The organism is Pseudomonas sp. CNPSo 3701 (genome assembly GCF_028674975.1).
Lineage (GTDB): Bacteria > Pseudomonadota > Gammaproteobacteria > Pseudomonadales > Pseudomonadaceae > Aquipseudomonas > Aquipseudomonas straminea.
In genome coordinates, this window is the sequence record NZ_JAQZSI010000001.1 from 650,987 (window position 1) to 666,539 (window position 15,553).

17 protein-coding genes and 1 other RNA gene are annotated in these 15,553 nt (G+C 63.9%); 10 read left to right on the forward strand and 8 right to left on the reverse strand.

Annotated features, from left to right (window positions below):
• Positions 1–98 precede the first annotated feature (98 nt).
• Together PVA39_RS02960 and ppx are read right to left on the reverse strand one after the other, a co-directional pair.
• A complete protein-coding gene (locus tag PVA39_RS02960) occupies positions 99–1,853 on the reverse strand; it encodes a potassium/proton antiporter (RefSeq protein WP_274122755.1) in 1,755 nt (584 codons plus the stop codon).
• A gap of 122 nt (positions 1,854–1,975) precedes the next feature.
• Positions 1,976–3,481: an exopolyphosphatase gene (gene ppx, locus PVA39_RS02965; RefSeq protein ID WP_093501197.1), complete on the reverse strand. Its 1,506-nt coding sequence runs from the start codon at positions 3,479–3,481 to the stop codon at positions 1,976–1,978.
• 255 nt (positions 3,482–3,736) lie between these two features.
• Here ppx and trxA point away from each other — a divergent pair, with 255 nt between their 5' ends.
• From trxA to PVA39_RS02985, 4 genes are all read left to right on the forward strand, one after another.
• Positions 3,737–4,063, forward strand: coding sequence for a thioredoxin TrxA (gene trxA, locus PVA39_RS02970; RefSeq protein WP_013789608.1), 327 nt, complete (start codon positions 3,737–3,739; stop codon positions 4,061–4,063).
• Positions 4,064–4,302: 239 nt separating this feature from the next.
• Positions 4,303–5,562, forward strand: coding sequence for a transcription termination factor Rho (gene rho / locus PVA39_RS02975; protein WP_013789609.1), 1,260 nt, complete (start codon positions 4,303–4,305; stop codon positions 5,560–5,562).
• 119 nt (positions 5,563–5,681) lie between these two features.
• Complete coding sequence (ubiD, locus tag PVA39_RS02980; RefSeq protein ID WP_274122756.1) at positions 5,682–7,148, forward strand: 4-hydroxy-3-polyprenylbenzoate decarboxylase; 1,467 nt, start codon at positions 5,682–5,684, stop codon at positions 7,146–7,148.
• On the forward strand, positions 7,148–8,116 hold the full coding sequence (locus PVA39_RS02985) for a CDP-6-deoxy-delta-3,4-glucoseen reductase (RefSeq protein ID WP_274122757.1): 969 nt from the start codon (positions 7,148–7,150) through the stop codon (positions 8,114–8,116). The genes ubiD and PVA39_RS02985 overlap by 1 nt, the downstream gene beginning before the upstream one ends.
• Before the next feature lie 53 nt (positions 8,117–8,169).
• Here the strand turns inward: PVA39_RS02985 and PVA39_RS02990 are convergent, their stop codons facing one another.
• Complete coding sequence (locus PVA39_RS02990) at positions 8,170–9,150, reverse strand: NADPH:quinone oxidoreductase family protein (RefSeq protein ID WP_274122759.1); 981 nt, start codon at positions 9,148–9,150, stop codon at positions 8,170–8,172.
• 149 nt (positions 9,151–9,299) lie between these two features.
• On the opposite strand from PVA39_RS02990, the gene PVA39_RS02995 reads away from it, so the two are divergent.
• A complete protein-coding gene (locus PVA39_RS02995) occupies positions 9,300–9,719 on the forward strand; it encodes a flagellar basal body-associated protein FliL (protein WP_274122761.1) in 420 nt (139 codons plus the stop codon).
• Here PVA39_RS02995 and PVA39_RS03000 read toward each other — a convergent pair whose 3' ends face one another.
• The gene (locus PVA39_RS03000) at positions 9,720–10,169 is read right to left on the reverse strand and encodes an EVE domain-containing protein (protein WP_274122762.1); all 450 of its coding nucleotides are present in this window, start codon (positions 10,167–10,169) and stop codon (positions 9,720–9,722) included. It abuts the gene before it with no gap.
• A 38-nt stretch (positions 10,170–10,207) separates the two neighbouring features.
• Between PVA39_RS03000 and PVA39_RS03005 the strand changes: the two genes are divergently transcribed.
• Positions 10,208–10,369: a hypothetical protein gene (locus PVA39_RS03005; RefSeq protein ID WP_155953370.1), complete on the forward strand. Its 162-nt coding sequence runs from the start codon at positions 10,208–10,210 to the stop codon at positions 10,367–10,369.
• 10 nt (positions 10,370–10,379) lie between these two features.
• Here the strand turns inward: PVA39_RS03005 and PVA39_RS03010 are convergent, their stop codons facing one another.
• From PVA39_RS03010 to PVA39_RS03025, 4 genes are all read right to left on the reverse strand, one after another.
• Positions 10,380–10,976 (reverse strand): 5-formyltetrahydrofolate cyclo-ligase, encoded by a 597-nt coding sequence (locus PVA39_RS03010; protein ID WP_274122764.1) that lies wholly within the window; start codon positions 10,974–10,976, stop codon positions 10,380–10,382.
• 103 nt (positions 10,977–11,079) lie between these two features.
• Positions 11,080–11,259: non-coding RNA, 6S RNA (ssrS, locus tag PVA39_RS03015), on the reverse strand.
• A 33-nt stretch (positions 11,260–11,292) separates the two neighbouring features.
• Positions 11,293–11,604: a cell division protein ZapA gene (locus tag PVA39_RS03020; RefSeq protein WP_274122765.1), complete on the reverse strand. Its 312-nt coding sequence runs from the start codon at positions 11,602–11,604 to the stop codon at positions 11,293–11,295.
• Positions 11,601–11,810 (reverse strand): TIGR02449 family protein, encoded by a 210-nt coding sequence (locus PVA39_RS03025; protein ID WP_013789617.1) that lies wholly within the window; start codon positions 11,808–11,810, stop codon positions 11,601–11,603. The genes PVA39_RS03020 and PVA39_RS03025 overlap by 4 nt, the downstream gene beginning before the upstream one ends.
• A gap of 144 nt (positions 11,811–11,954) precedes the next feature.
• On the opposite strand from PVA39_RS03025, the gene PVA39_RS03030 reads away from it, so the two are divergent.
• Genes PVA39_RS03030 through PVA39_RS03045 form a run of 4 tightly spaced genes read left to right on the forward strand, consistent with a single transcriptional unit; the run spans position 11,955 to position 15,552 of the window.
• The gene (locus PVA39_RS03030; RefSeq protein WP_274122766.1) at positions 11,955–12,509 is read left to right on the forward strand and encodes a YecA/YgfB family protein; all 555 of its coding nucleotides are present in this window, start codon (positions 11,955–11,957) and stop codon (positions 12,507–12,509) included.
• A 34-nt stretch (positions 12,510–12,543) separates the two neighbouring features.
• Positions 12,544–13,878, forward strand: coding sequence for a Xaa-Pro aminopeptidase (gene pepP / locus PVA39_RS03035; RefSeq protein WP_274122767.1), 1,335 nt, complete (start codon positions 12,544–12,546; stop codon positions 13,876–13,878).
• Between the two features lie 4 nt (positions 13,879–13,882).
• A complete protein-coding gene (gene ubiH / locus PVA39_RS03040) occupies positions 13,883–15,073 on the forward strand; it encodes a 2-octaprenyl-6-methoxyphenyl hydroxylase (protein WP_274122768.1) in 1,191 nt (396 codons plus the stop codon).
• The gene (locus PVA39_RS03045; RefSeq protein WP_274122769.1) at positions 15,070–15,552 is read left to right on the forward strand and encodes a DUF4442 domain-containing protein; all 483 of its coding nucleotides are present in this window, start codon (positions 15,070–15,072) and stop codon (positions 15,550–15,552) included. Before ubiH ends, PVA39_RS03045 begins: the two co-directional genes overlap by 4 nt.
• The last annotated feature ends 1 nt before the right edge of the window (position 15,553 follow it).

Genomic DNA, 15,553 nt, shown 5'->3' on the forward strand with positions numbered 1-15,553 from the left:
GACTGGTGAGAAGTCCCGCGCGGCGATCTGTCACAAGCCGCCGCGCATCAGCCCCGCCGGCTCGGCAGGGCGTTGACAGGCGGCTGGCGGGCGGTCTGTCAGAACGACAGGCCAGGGCCCGGGCGGGCGCCTTCGGGGAATCTGACGCCGACCTTGCGGATCTTGTTCCCGTCCATCTCGGCGACGGTCCAGGTCAGGTGCTGCCACTCGATCTGATCGCCCACCACGGTTTCGCCGTCGATCAGCTCGCTGATGAAGTGGCCCAGTGACTGGCCGGCGTTTTCCGGCTCCATGTGCAGGCCGTAAAGAGCCGCCACTGCGTCGAGCTGGGCGTCGCCCTCGAGCACGAAGTCGCCGAAGAAACGCAGGTCCTGAGCCTTCTTCGGTGGCTGGCTGAACAGCTTGCCCAGCGCGGGCAGGTCATGTTCGTGGCCTATCACGCAGAGCATGTCGCCGGCCTCCAGCTTGGTGCTACCGGAGGGGTGCAGCAGTTCGTTGTTGCGAAACAGCGCGGCAACGCGCGTGTCCTTGGGCATGTTCAGCTCGCGCAGCGGCGCGCCGATGCACCATTTCTCGGCGCCCAGACGGTAGATGAACATCTCCCACTGGCTGGTGCGGTGGATCATCAGGCCGCTGCGCGAAATGGGTGAGGGTGACGGTGGAATCTCCACCTTGGCCTTGCGTGCCGCCCAGCCCAGTGAGGTGCCCTGCACCAGCAGCGACACCAGCACGATGAAGAAGGCGACATTGAAGAACAGCTGGGCGTTCTCCAGCCCGGCCATCAGCGGGAACACCGCGAGAATCACCGGCACGGCGCCGCGCAGGCCGATCCAGGAGATGAACAGCCGCTCGCGCAGGTGGAACATCTTGAATGGCAGCAGACCGACGAACACCGACAGCGGCCGCGCGAAGAGAATCATCCACAGCGACAGGGCCAGTGCCGGCAGGGCGATCGGCAGCAGATCGCTGGGGGTGAGCAGCAGGCCGAGCACCAGGAACATGCCGATCTGGCTCAGCCAGGCCAGGCCGTCGAACATGTGCAGGATGCCGTTGCGGTTCTGGATCGGCTGGTTGCCCATCAGCAGGCCGCAGACGTAGACGGCCAGAATGCCGCTGCCGCCCAGGGTGCCGGACAGCGCATAGATGAAGATGCCGCCGCTCACCGCCAGCAGCGGGTAGAGGCCATCGGCGATGACCAGTCGGTTGATCAGTTGCAGCAGCAGCCAGCCGCCAGCCGCCCCCAGCACGATGCCGACCCCGAACTGCCAGGCCAGGTCGGTCAACAGCGACCAGCTGAAGCTGGTTTGCCCGCTGGCCAGCATGGCGATCAGCGAGACGGTCAGGAACATCGCCATCGGGTCGTTGCTACCCGACTCGATTTCCAGGGTGGACCCGACCCGTTCGTTGAGGTCCTTGCCGTTGAGCAGGTTGAACACCACGGCGGCGTCGGTGGATCCGACTATGGCGCCGATCAGCAGGCCTTCGATGAGCGTCAGGTTGAACAGCCAGGCGGCGGCCAGGCCGGTGAGCCCGGCGGTGATGGCCACGCCCACCGTGGCCAGGGAGAGCGCTGGCCATAATGCCACGCGGAAGGTCGCCTTGCGGGTACGCATGCCGCCATCGAGCAGGATGACCGCCAGGGCGAGGTTGCTGATCAGGTAAGCGAGCGAGTAGTCGTTGAAAACGATGCCGCCGATGCCGCCGATGCCGTCGACGCCCGCCAGCATTCCTACGCCGAGGAAGATGACCAGGATGGGAACGCCGAGCCGGGTGGACAGTGAGCTGACGGCGATGCTCGCCGCCACCATCAGGGCACCGATTAGAAACAGGCTGTTAACCGTCGCGCTTTCCACATCTATCCCTGTTTATGCCGTACCAAAAAGACTGGATTCTATCCTGCCGGCAAATGCGCCTGTCAAAACCAACTTGCTGCATTGCGTTACGAGCACTTTTGCGTCAGTTCGGCGCGCAGCCGTCAGCTGACGGTCAGGGTCATGTCGATGCGCTTGAGCCACTCGGCTTCGCTTTCGAAATCCGCCTGGGTCAGCGGATTGGCGGCCAGCCAGCCCTGCGGGAACTCGATGGCCAGACTCGACGGGCCGGCTTTCAGGCGCACGGTGGGCATGTTCTGGCTACCGCGGATGTGGTGGAAAAGAATCGCGAAGCGCAGCAGCACGCATAGGCGCACCAGCTTGACGCCCTCGTCGCCGAAGTCGGTAAGTTTTTCCTTGGGAATGTTGCGGCGATGACCGCGCACCAACAGGGCGAGCATCTGTTGATCCTGGCGAGAGAAGCCGGCCAGGTCGGAATGCTCGATCAGGTAGGCGCCGTGCTTGTGGTACTGGTAGTGGGCGATGTCCAGGCCGACTTCGTGAACCTTGGCGGCCCAGCTGAGCAGCTCGCGGTGCCAGTCGTCGGTCAGCTCCCAGTCCTTGGCGACCTTGTCCAGGGCCGACAGCGCCTTGGCTTCAACCCGGGCGGCCTGTTCCTGGTCGACGTGGTAGCGCTCCATGAACGCCGAGAGGGTGCGCTCGCGCACGTCCTCGTGCTGATGGCGACCGAGCAGGTCATAGAGCACGCCCTCGCGCAGCGCGCCTTCGGAATGGCTCATGCGGTTCAGCTCGCAGGCATCGAAGATGGCTTCGAGAATCGCCAGACCGGCCGGGAAGATCGGCCGGCGGTCGGGCTTCACGCCGTCCAGATCGATGCGCTCGACATCGCCGTACTTGAACAGTTTGCGCTTGAGCCAGGCGATGCCCTCGGAGGTGACTTCGCCGTTGTTGCTCAGGCCCGCCGACTGGATCGCCAGGCCGATGGCCTTGATGGTGCCGGAGGCGCCCACGGCGTCCTGCCAGCCGAGGCGGGTCAGCGCATGTTCGATGCCCATGATTTCCAGGCGCGCGGCGGTGTAGGCCTGGGCGTAGCGAGCCGGGGTGATCTTGCCGTCCTTGAAGTAGCGCTGGGTGTAGCTGACGCAGCCCATCTGCAGGCTTTCGCGCAGTAACGGCTCGAAGCGCTGGCCGATGATGAATTCGGTACTGCCGCCGCCGATGTCAGCGACCAGGCGCTTGCCCGGTGTGTCGGCGATGGTGTGGGAAACGCCCAGATAGATGAGGCGTGCTTCTTCGCGCCCGGAAATCACTTCCACCTGATGGCCCAGCAGCGCCTCGGCGCGGCGAATGAATTCGGCGCGGTTGCGCGCTTCACGCAGGGCATTGGTGCCGACGATGCGCACCGCGCCCTGGGGCAGGCTGGTGGTCAACTGGGCGAAGCGGCTCAGGCAGTCGAGGCCGCGCTGCATGGCTTCCTCGCTGAGCATGCGCTGTTCGTCGATGCCCGCCGCCAGCTGTACCTTGTCGCCGAGTCGCTCGAGGATGCGAATCTCGCCATGGTCGGCCTTGGCCAGCACCATGTGGAAGCTGTTGGAGCCCAGGTCGATGGCGGCGACCAGGGGAAAGGACTCGGAATGGGTTTGCGGCATGATCAATCAGTCTCGAGGCAGAACCCCGCCATCGTGCCACGATAGACCGCGCACGCCAACGCATACGCGCGGTACAGGCATTGCGCCAGCTGTCTCCGGGCGGCTGGTGCGGAGCCTCCCGGCGGCTTCGCACCATTGGCGGCGTCGATAGCCTATATGGCCACGCTCAATGGCGGGCGCCTTCCTGTGACACGCGAGCCGGGCTATCATGGCCGCCACTTTTATCGTTATTGCGTGCCAACACGGAGACTTCCCATGAGTGAATTCATCACCAATGTAAGCGATGCCAGCTTCGATCAGGACGTCATCCAGGCAGATGGACCGGTACTGGTCGACTACTGGGCCGAGTGGTGCGGCCCGTGCAAGATGATCGCTCCTGTTCTGGATGAAATCTCCAAGGAGTACCAGGGCAAGCTGAAGGTCTGCAAACTGAACATCGACGAAAATCAGGACACCCCGCCCAAGTACGGCGTGCGTGGCATCCCGACCCTGATGCTGTTCAAGAACGGCAGCGTCGAAGCCACCAAGGTCGGCGCCCTGTCCAAGTCGCAGCTGGCCGCCTTCATCGACGCCAACCTGTAAGCGTCGCCGAAAAGCCCCGTAGACAACGGGGCTTTTTTCTGTCTGGAGGCTAGACGCCTTCGCAAAGCCGATGTTACATTCGGGCCTGTCGCTTTTTCTAAGCGACCCCCTGCACGCCGCTGCCGACGCATTCCTAATCGAACTTTCGACAACAAAGCGGGCGCCTGTCGCCTCCCCGCGGTGCGGCCTCTCAAGCTCAATGCTTACCATTCCCTCCTCTATAAATACGTCATTCCTATATGAATCTGACTGAACTCAAGCAAAAGCCGATTACCGAACTGCTGGAAATGGCCGAGCAGATGGGCATCGAGAACATGGCCCGTTCGCGCAAGCAGGACGTCATCTTCTCGCTGTTGAAAAAGCACGCCAAAGGCGGTGAAGAAATTTCCGGTGATGGCGTGCTGGAGATCCTCCAGGACGGCTTCGGCTTCTTGCGCAGCGCAGACGCCTCCTATCTCGCCGGCCCCGATGACATCTACGTCTCGCCGAGCCAGATCCGCCGCTTCAACCTGCGTACCGGTGACACCATCGTCGGCAAGATCCGCCCGCCGAAGGAAGGCGAGCGTTATTTCGCCCTGCTCAAGGTCGACAGCATCAACTTCGACCGTCCGGAAAACGCCAAGAACAAGATTCTGTTCGAGAACCTGACGCCGCTGTTCCCGAATCAGCGCCTGACCATGGAAGCCGGCAACGGCTCCACCGAGGACATCACCGGCCGCGTGATCGACCTCTGCGCACCGATCGGCAAGGGCCAGCGCGGCCTGATCGTCGCCCCGCCAAAAGCGGGCAAGACCATCATGCTGCAGAACATCGCCTCGAACATCACCCGCAACAATCCCGAGTGCCATCTGATCGTGCTGCTGATCGACGAGCGCCCGGAAGAAGTGACCGAAATGCAGCGCACCGTGCGCGGCGAAGTGGTCGCCTCCACCTTCGACGAGCCGCCGACCCGCCACGTGCAGGTTGCCGAAATGGTCATCGAGAAGGCCAAGCGCCTGGTCGAGCACAAGAAGGATGTGGTCATCCTGCTCGACTCCATCACCCGTCTGGCCCGCGCCTACAACACCGTGATCCCGAGCTCGGGCAAGGTACTGACCGGTGGTGTCGACGCCCACGCTCTGGAGAAGCCGAAGCGTTTCTTCGGCGCCGCGCGTAACATCGAAGAAGGCGGCTCGCTGACCATCATCGCCACCGCGCTGGTCGAAACCGGCTCGAAGATGGACGAAGTGATCTACGAAGAATTCAAGGGTACCGGCAACATGGAGCTGCCCCTGGATCGTCGTATCGCCGAGAAGCGCGTATTCCCGGCCATCAACATCAACCGCGCCGGTACCCGCCGCGAAGAGTTGCTGACCGCCGAAGACGAGCTGCAGCGCATGTGGATCCTGCGCAAGCTGCTGCACCCGATGGACGAGATCGCTGCCATCGAATTCCTGATCGACAAGCTCAAAGCCACAAAAACCAACGACGAGTTCTTCATGTCCATGAAGCGCAAGTAACGGTCTGGTGGCACAAAAAAGCCGGGGAAACCCGGCTTTTGTTTGTCTGTAGTATCGACTGTTCTGCAAGTCCGACTTCGGCGCTAAACTTTGCGCCCCGATTCGAGTGAGGTTCCAGCATGCAGTATCGCGATCTGCGCGACTTTATCCGCGGCCTGGAAGAGCGCGGCGAGCTCAAGCGCATCAAAGCACCGGTATCGCCGATCCTGGAAATGACCGAGGTGTGCGATCGAACCCTGCAAAAGGGCGGCCCGGCACTGCTGTTCGAGAACCCCACCGGCCACAGCGTTCCGGTACTCGGCAACCTGTTCGGCACCCCCAAACGCGTGGCGCTGGGCATGGGCGCAGAGGACGTTTCCGAGCTGCGCGAAATCGGCAAGCTGCTGGCCTTTCTCAAGGAGCCCGAGCCGCCGAAGGGGCTCAAGGATGCCTGGAGCAAGCTGCCGATCTTCAAGAAGGTCATCAGCATGGCGCCCAAGGTGCTCAAGGATGCGCCGTGCCATGAAGTGATCGAGGAGGGCGACGACGTCGATCTGGCCAAGTTGCCGATCCAGCACTGCTGGCCGGGCGACGTGGCGCCCTTGATCACCTGGGGCCTGACCATCACCAAGGGGCCGAACAAGGAGCGTCAGAATCTCGGTATCTATCGCCAGCAGGTGATCGGCCGCAACAAGGTGATCATGCGCTGGCTCAGCCACCGCGGCGGCGCGCTGGATTACCGCGAGTGGTGCCAGAAGCATCCGGGCAAACCCTATCCGGTGTGCGTGGCCCTGGGGGCGGATCCGGCGACCATTCTCGGCGCCGTGACGCCGGTGCCCGATACGCTCTCCGAATACGCCTTCGCAGGTCTCTTGCGCGGCCATCGCACCGAGCTGGTCAAGGCCATCGGCAGTGAGCTGCAGGTGCCGGCCAGCGCCGAGATCGTTCTCGAAGGCGTTATCCATCCGGGCGAAACCGCGCCGGAAGGCCCGTACGGCGACCACACCGGTTACTACAACGAGGTCGACACCTTCCCGGTGTTCACCGTCGAGCGCATCACCCGACGTCGCGACCCGATCTATCACAGCACCTACACCGGCCGGCCGCCAGACGAGCCGGCGATTCTCGGTGTGGCGCTGAACGAAGTGTTCGTGCCGATCCTGCAGAAGCAGTTTCCGGAGATCACCGACTTCTACCTGCCGCCCGAGGGCTGTTCCTACCGCATGGCGGTGGTGACCATGAAGAAGCAGTACCCAGGGCACGCCAAGCGCGTGATGCTGGGCGTGTGGTCGTTCCTGCGCCAGTTCATGTACACCAAGTTCGTGATCGTCACCGACGACGACATCAACGCCCGTGACTGGAACGACGTGATCTGGGCCATCACCACGCGTATGGACCCCAAGCGCGATACGGTGATGATCGAGAACACGCCCATCGATTATTTGGATTTCGCCTCGCCGGTCTCCGGCCTGGGGTCGAAGATGGGCCTGGACGCCACCCACAAGTGGCCGGGCGAGACCGACCGCGAATGGGGTCGCGCCATCGTCAAGGACGAAGCGGTCACCAAGCGGGTCGATGAAATGTGGCGCCAGTTGGGAATCGATTGATGAAGGTCACCCTGCAACCGTCCGGCGCCGTGCTCGATGTCGAGGCCGGCGAAGCCATCCTCGATGCCGCGCGGCGCCTGGGCTACACCTGCCCGCAGAGCTGCCGCAACGGGAATTGCCATGTGTGCGCCGCGCTGCTGATCGAGGGGCGCGTGCGCCAGAACGGCGCCGAGCTGGACCACGGCGAGCTGTACACCTGTATCGCCGAACCCCTGCAGGACTGCGTGCTGCACTGGGACGGCGTGTTGCTGCCCGGCGAGCTACCAGTGCGCAGCCTGGGGTGCCAGGTGGTGGACTGCATCGACGTGGGCGGCGATGTGTGGCGTGTGCTGCTGCGTGCGCCGGCCGGCAAGCCGCCGCGTTACCACGCCGGCCAGTACCTGCTGATCGAGCGTCTGGATGGTGAGAAATCGGCCTTTTCCCTGGCCTCGGCGCCGCAGCAGGGTCGCGACTTGGAGCTGCATATTCTGGGGCGCGAAGCGAGTGCGCTGAACCTGTTGCAGCAGTTGCGCGAGCAGGGCACTGCGCGGGTGCAGTTGCCATTCGGCAACGCCCACCTGGCCGAGCTGCCGGACGGGCCGTTGGTGCTGATCGCCGCGGGCACCGGCATGGCCCAGATGCACAGCCTGATCGAAGAATGCCGCTCGCGCGGCTTCCAGCATCCGGTGCATCTGTACTGGGGCGCACGCCGGCCCGAGGACTTCTACCAACTGCCACATTGGGACGAGTGGCAGGCGTTGCCCAACCTGTCTCTGCATCAGGTGGTCAGCGACCAGTGCGGCTGGCAGGGCCGCTGCGGCCTGCTGCATGAGGCGGTGTGTGAGGACTTCGCCGACCTGAGCACGCTGCGCGTCTACGCCAGCGGCTCGCCGAGCATGGTCTACGCGACCCTGGATGCGCTGGTCGAAGCGGGGATGGACGCCCACCAGATGCGCGCCGACGTATTCGCCTACGCGCCGCGGGACTGAACGAAGAAAGTCGCCCTCGGGCGGCTTGCTGTTTTAAGGAGCTGGTGCGCCCGTCAGCGAATAGTCACCACCAGCTTGCCGACAGCCTTGCGCTGGCCGAGGGCATCGATCGCCTCGCCGCCGCGTGCCAGCGGGAAGGTTTGCGAGACCAGCGGTTTGAGTTTGCCTTCGGCGTGCCAGGCGAACAGCTGACGGAAGTTTTCGGCGTTATCCGCCGGCTGGCGCTGGGCGAAGGAGCCCCAGAACACGCCGACCAGGGAGGCGCCCTTGAGTAGCGGCAGGTTGGCCGGCAGCGCCGGGATTCCACCGCCGGCGGCGAAGCCTACCACCAGAAAACGACCGTTCCAGGCCATGCAGCGAAACGCCTCTTCGAACAGCGGACCGCCGACCGGATCGTAGATCACGTCGACGCCTTGGCCATTGGTGAGTCTCTTCACCTCGTCCTTGAGGCTCTGCTCGCTGTAGTTGATCAGCTCGTCGGCGCCAGCGCTGCGCGCTACCTCGATCTTCTCGGCGCTGCTTGCCGCGGCGATTACTTTAGCGCCCATGGCCTTGCCGATTTCTACTGCTGCCAGACCGACACCGCCGGCGGCGCCCAGTACCAGCAGGGTTTCGCCGGGCTTGAGAGCTGCGCGCTGTTTGAGCGCGTGCATCGAGGTGCCGTAGGTCATGCCGAAGGCAGCCGCCGTGGTCAGGTCCATGCTCGCGGGCACCGGCAGCACGTTGTAGGCCGGCGCGGCGACCTGTTCGGCGAAGCCGCCCCAGCCGGTTAGCGCCATCACCCGTTCGCCCGTCTTCAGATGCGCGACCTTGTCGCCCACGGCGCCAACCACGCCGGCCACTTCGCCGCCGGGCGAGAAGGGAAAGGGCGGCTTGAATTGGTACTTGCCTTCGATGATCAGCGTATCCGGGAAATTCACTCCAGCAGCCTGCACCTCGATCAGCACTTCGTTGCCTTTCGGGCGCGGGCTGTCGATGTCTTCCAGTGTCAGCGTTTCGGCGGGGCCAAAGGCCTTGCAGAGCAGTGCTTTCATCGCGATGTACCTTGAGCGGAGTCGCCCTGCAGTTTAGGTGGGGCTCCCGGTCGGTCAACGAGCATGGCCCGGTCTGATAGGCCGCCATAAGCATTGGGATCTGCGCGGCGCGTTGCTATGCTTGCCAGCAACTCAACGGAGATCGCCCTGTGAAAACCTTCATCACGCTTCTGCTTGCCTGCGCACTGTCGATTCCGGCGTTTGCCAACGAGGAAAAGAAGGAAGGCGAAGGTGAGGGCGCTGCGCCCCAGGTGATCTACTACAGCTTGGTACCGGCGCTGGTCGGTAACTATGGCGCCGGGCCCAAGCTCAAGTACTACAAGGCCGACGTGGCGCTGCGCATCACCGGCGCTGATGCCGAGGCCAAGGTCACCCACCACGAGCCGCTGATCCGCAATCAGCTGGTGATGCTGTTCTCCCAGCAGACCGAGGAAAGCCTGGCCTCGCCGGACGCCAAGGAAAAGCTGCGCCAGGAAGCCCTCAAGCAGGTCCAGCAGGTGCTCACCGACGAGGAAGGCAAGCCGCTGGTCGAGGATCTGCTGTTCAATAACCTGATCCTGCAGGGCTGATCACTTCAGCAGCAGGATCGCCGTCCACTGCGCCTCGGTGACAGGCATCACCGACAGGCGACTGCCTTTTTGCATTAGCGAGAGTTCCGCCAGCGCCGTCTGCGCCTTCAGTTCGGCGAGCGGGATGACCTGCTTGAACGCCTCGACGAAGCTCACGTCGACGGCCGTCCACGGATTCTTCTCGGCGCTGGCCTTGGCGTCGAAGTAGTGGCTCTGCGGATCCAGCGCGGCTGGGTCCGGATAGGGCACGCCTTCGATGCGGGCGATGCCGGCCACGCCAGGCTCCGGGCAGCTGGAGTGATAGAACAGGAACTGATCGCCGGCCTGCATGCTGCGGATGAAGTTGCGCGCCTGGTAGTTGCGCACGCCATCCCAGCGAGCTCTGCCCAGGCGCTGCAGGTCATGGATGGACAGTTCGTCGGGTTCGGATTTCATCAGCCAATAGGGCATGAACTTTGCTCTCTGAGTCGGTGCGCTGCAGGGGCTGCGTGAAGGATGATCTGGCAAGAGGTAAGGGTATGCGGCGCAAGCCTGATTTGTTGTGGGTACTGGTCTTCGTGTTCGGCCTCGGCATGGTGACTACTGGCTATACGCAAAGCCAGTGGCAACAGGGTAAACCGATTGCCGAGGCGCTTCGAGCCGAGCGCTGACGGTGTTTTTTCAGTACCAGCCGCCATCGGTCACGGTGGCGTCCAGCGGTACGTCCCAGTTGGCCATGGCCAGTTGGTCAACTTGCTGGCAGCTGTGGGCCAATCCAAGCAGGGTCGGTTTGTGCCAATTTTTGCGCAGTGCCCGGTAGGCCAGGCTGCGGTCATAGAAGCCGCCGCCCATGCCGAGGCGGCCGCCGTGTCTGTCGAAGCCCACCAGGGGCAGCAGGATCAGGTCGAGTGTCCAGATCTTGCGCTGGCGCTTGGCGTTGCGGCGCGGTTCGGGGATGCCGAAACGATTGGCGGCAAGCTTTTCGTGCGCGTCCAGGCGCTGGAACACCATGCTGGTGCGCGGCCAGGATTTCAGCACCGGCAGGAATATCTGCTTACCGCGCGCATGGGCGGCTCTGATCAGTAGGTGCGGGTCGATCTCGCCGTCATTGGCCAGATAAAGAGCGACGCTACGCGCGCGTCGAAATACCGGATGTTGCGCCAGCTGCCGATATAGCGCCGCGGCTGCCCGGCGTTGTGCTGATCTGGGCAGCTCGCGCCGGGTTTTGCGCAGCGTCTTGCGCAGTTGGGCGCGGGTCAGGTTGCTGGCTTCGATCATCTGCAGATCCCTTATTTTCAAGCCCGGCATTCTGGCGCGATGGCTGTCACGCAGCCAATAAAAAGCCCGCTGCTGGCGTTGGCCAGCAGCGGGCTGCAATTTATGACTCCCCAGCATGCCGCTGTCGGTTTAGCCCTTGAACCCGAAAGTTCAAGGTGGAGGTTGCAGGAAACCTTAAGGCTTTCCGTCAAGCGGACATGCACACCGGCCTCAACTGACAACCCCCGGGGTTGTGCGTATCGGCTCAGGGACATCAACCAACTGGCGCACACTCCAGGGAGCTGCGGCGAGTATAACAAAAAAGTCCGACCGTTGGTCAGGCGCGCCCATCGGTGTCGTCGTGCAGGGCATTGTCGACCCGGCCGAGCAGGTCGCGCACGTGGTCACGGGTGACGGTGGCCTGCTTGTCGAGGTGCTGCTGCTTGTGCAGCAGATCATGGGTGATGTTCAGAGCAGCCATCACCGCGACGCGGTCGGCGCCGATGACTTTGCCGCCGCTGCGGATCTCCCGCATCTTGCCGTCCAGGTAGCGGGCGGCGCTTTGCAGGTTGCTACGCTCATCGGCGGGGCAGGCGATGCAATATTCTTTGTCCAGAATCTGAACGGTGACGGTATTCGATTGGGTCATGAGTCCTGCTCCAGGGCTTTGAGGCGCGAAATCATCGATTCGACCTTGTGCCGAGCCATTTCGTTCTTTTCGATCAGATGAGCGCGTTCTTCGCGCCACGCCTGCTCGCTTTCCAGCAAGAGACGGTTTTGTGCCTTGAGTCGCTCGACGCGCTGGATCAGCAGTTCCAGCTTTGCCGTCAGGGCGTGTAGATCGGCGTCTTCCATTGGCTCTCGCTTTGGCAGGGTGTGCGCAGTGTATAGATCCAGCGGCTCGCCGGCGCAAACCGGCCGATGGTTTTGGCGCGTGCGCCAGTGCTAGGATAGAAAGCCTCCATTCTAGTGATTGCGCCCCTTGGCGCCTAGTGATCGATGCCGACTTCCAGTTCCCCCTACGCTGCCTTCGCTGCCCTGCTCGCCAGTGGTGGCTCCTCCGTTTCACCTGCCGAATTGCACGGTCTGCTGCTGGGTCGCAGTTGCGCCGGCGCTGGCTTCGAAGCCGCCCCCTGGCTGGTCGACGCCACCGAACTGCTCGGTGTCGAACCGCCGGACAACGTCCGCCAGGCGCTGATCGGCCTGCAGGAAATGGTGCGTGGCGAGCTGACCGGTGACGACGTCACCGTGGTCCTGCTGCTGCCCTCCGACGAGGCTCCCCTGGCCGAGCGCGCCGCGGCCCTGGGTCAGTGGTGCCAGGGCTTTCTCGGTGGCTTCGGGCTGACCGTCGGCGACGCCGCGTTGAGCGCCGAGGCCATGGAAGTGCTGCAGGATTTGTCCGCCATCGCCCAGGTGCAGAATGCCCTGGACGAGTCCGAGGACGGCGAGAACGATTACATGGAAGTCATGGAGTACCTGCGCGTGGCGCCGCTGCTGCTGTTCAGCGAGTGCGCCAAGCCGGCTGCCCCGGCGCCCAAGCCTTCGCTGCACTGATCGCGTCCTTCACCGACCTGAATCGAGCCTGCCCATGACCAGCATCTCCAAAGCGGAATACGCCCGCCGTCGCAAGGCGCTGATGGCGCAGATGGAGCCGAACAGCATCGCCATTCTGCCGGCGGCGCCGGTGTTCATTCGCAACCGCGACGTCGAGCACATCTACCGCCAGGACAGCGATTTCCAGTACCTGTCCGGCTTTCCCGAGCCCGAGGCGGTGATCGCCCTGATTCCCGGCCGCGAGCATGGCGAGTACGTGCTGTTCTGCCGTGAGCGCGACCCCGAGCGCGAACTGTGGGACGGCTTGCGTGCCGGTCAGGAAGGGGCGATCAGCCAGTACGGGGCGGACGATGCCTTTCCCATCGGCGATATCGACGACATCCTGCCGGGCCTGATCGAGGGCCGTGAGCGCGTTTACTACGCCGTGGGCACCAATCCCGAGTTCGACCGCCACCTGATGGAGTGGGTCAACGTGATTCGCTCCAAGGCGCGCCAGGGTGCGTCGCCGCCCAAGGAGTTCGTCGCCCTCAACCACTTCCTGCACGATCTGCGCCTTTACAAGTCGGCCGGTGAAGTGAAGGTGATGCGCGAAGCGGCGCAGATTTCCGCCCGCGCCCATATCAAGGCCATGCAGGCCAGCCGCGCCGGGCTCTACGAATATCACCTGGAAGCGGAGCTCGATTACGAATTCCGCAAGGGCGGCTCGAAGATGCCGGCTTACGGCTCCATCGTTGCGGCAGGCAAGAACGCCTGCATCCTGCATTACCGCGAGAACGACGCCCTGCTCAAGGACGGCGACCTGGTGCTGATCGATGCCGGTTGCGAGATCGACTGCTACGCCAGTGACATCACCCGTACCTTTCCGGTCAGCGGCAAATTCACGCCCGAGCAGAAGGCCATCTACGAGATCGTCCTGGCCGCCAACATGGAAGCCTTCAAGTTCATCGCGCCCGGCCGCCACTGGAACGAGGCCCACGAGGCCACGGTACGGGTCATCACCAAAGGCCTGGTCGACCTCGGTTTGCTGGAAGGCGACGTCGACGAACTGATCGCGGCCGAGGCCTACAAGCCGTTCTACATGCACCGCGCCGGCCACTGGCTGGGCATGGACGTGCACGATGTCGGCGAATACAAGGTCGGCGGCGAATGGCGCGTGCTCGAAGTCGGCATGGCGATGACCGTCGAGCCGGGCATCTACATCGCCGTGGACAACCAGAACGTCGCCAAGAAATGGCGCGGTATCGGCGTGCGCATCGAGGACGACGTGGTGGTGACCAAGACCGGTTGCGAGATTCTCACCAACGACGTGCCCAAGGCCGTCGACGAGATCGAAGCACTGATGGCCGCCGCCCGTGCACAGGTAGCCTGAGGCCATGCTGCGAGTCGACGTGGCGATCATCGGTGGCGGCCTGGTTGGCGCCAGCCTGGCGCTGGCGCTGCAGGGCGAGGCGCGCAAGCGCGGCTGGCGTATCGCGCTGATCGAACCGTTCGCCCCTGGCGACGGCTACCAGCCCAGTTACGATGCCCGCTCCACGGCGTTGTCCTATGGCTCGCGCCTGATTTACGAAGGCCTCGGCCTGTGGCCGGCGATTGCCGAACAGGCCACCGCCATCAAGCGTATTCACGTCTCCGACCGTGGGCGTTTCGCGGCAGCCCGGCTCAGTGCCGATCAGGAAAACGTGCCGGCCCTGGGCTATGTGGTGGAAAACGCCTGGCTCGGCCACTGCCTGTGGCAGGCACTGGACGCCGAAGTGATCCAGTGGCGCTGCCCGGCCCAAGTCGAGCGCATGGAGCCCACTGCAGAGGGTTATCGCCTGACCCTGGACGACGAAACCCTGATCGACTGCTCCCTGGCCATCCTCGCCGATGGCGGGCGTTCGTCGTTGCGCGAGCAGCTGGGCATCGTGGTCAATCAGCGACCCTATGACCAGACTGCGTTGATCGCAAATATCACCCCGGAGCGGGCCCATGGCGGCGAGGCCTTCGAGCGTTTCACCGAATCCGGCCCGCTGGCGCTGTTGCCGCTTTCCGATAATCGCTGTGCGCTGGTGTGGACGCACCCGAGCCGCGCGGTCGAGCGGCTGCTCAAGCTCGATGAGCGCGCCTTTCTTGCCGAATTGCAGCAGGCTTTTGGCTATCGGCTTGGCGCGCTCAAACAGGTCGGCGCGCGGGTGCCGTACCCTCTGGTGCTGATCGAAGCCGCCGAGCAGGTGCGCGCCAATCTGGTGGTGCTCGGCAATGCGGCCCACAGCCTGCACCCGATCGCCGGGCAAGGCTTCAACCTGTCGCTGCGTGACGTGCGGGCCCTGGCCGACACGCTGCTGGCAAGCACGGCGCCGCTGGGCGATCTGACCACCCTGCAGCGCTACGCCGGCATTCAGGCCGGCGATCAGGCGCGTACCGTGGCCTTTTCCGATCAGGTCACCCGGCTGTTCAGCACTGACCAGCCGTTGCTCGCCGCCGGCCGCAACCTGGGCCTGCTCGGGCTGGAGTTGCTGCCGCCGGCCAAGCGCTGGTTCGCCCGCCAGGCCATGGGCATGGGTACCCGCGGTAACCCGCAATGAACGCCCGCCGGCTGGCGCGCAAGGCCCGTGTGCTGCGCTGGATCATGAATCTTTATCCGCCTTACCTGGGCGCTGGCGTGTGGATCCGCCGCATCGCTCCGGATTTCCGTCAGGTCGACGTGAAGCTGCGTCTGGGTTGGTACAACCGCAATTATGTCGGTACCCAGTTCGGCGGCAGCCTGTATTCGATGACCGACCCCTTCTACATGCTGATGCTGATGGAGAACCTGGGCGGCGATTACGTGGTCTGGGACAAGGCCGCCAGCATCGATTTCATCGCGCCGGGCCGCGGCCCCGTATTCGCCTCTTTCGCCATCGATCAGGCCTTCATCGACGACGTTCGCGAGCGCACCGCCGGTGGCGACAAGTACCTGCCCGAATTGCCGGTCGAGGTGCGCGATGGCAGCGGCGCCCTGGTGGCGCGGGTCAACAAGACGCTCTACGTGCGGCTCAAGCCGCGTGTGCGACAGGCAGCCTGAG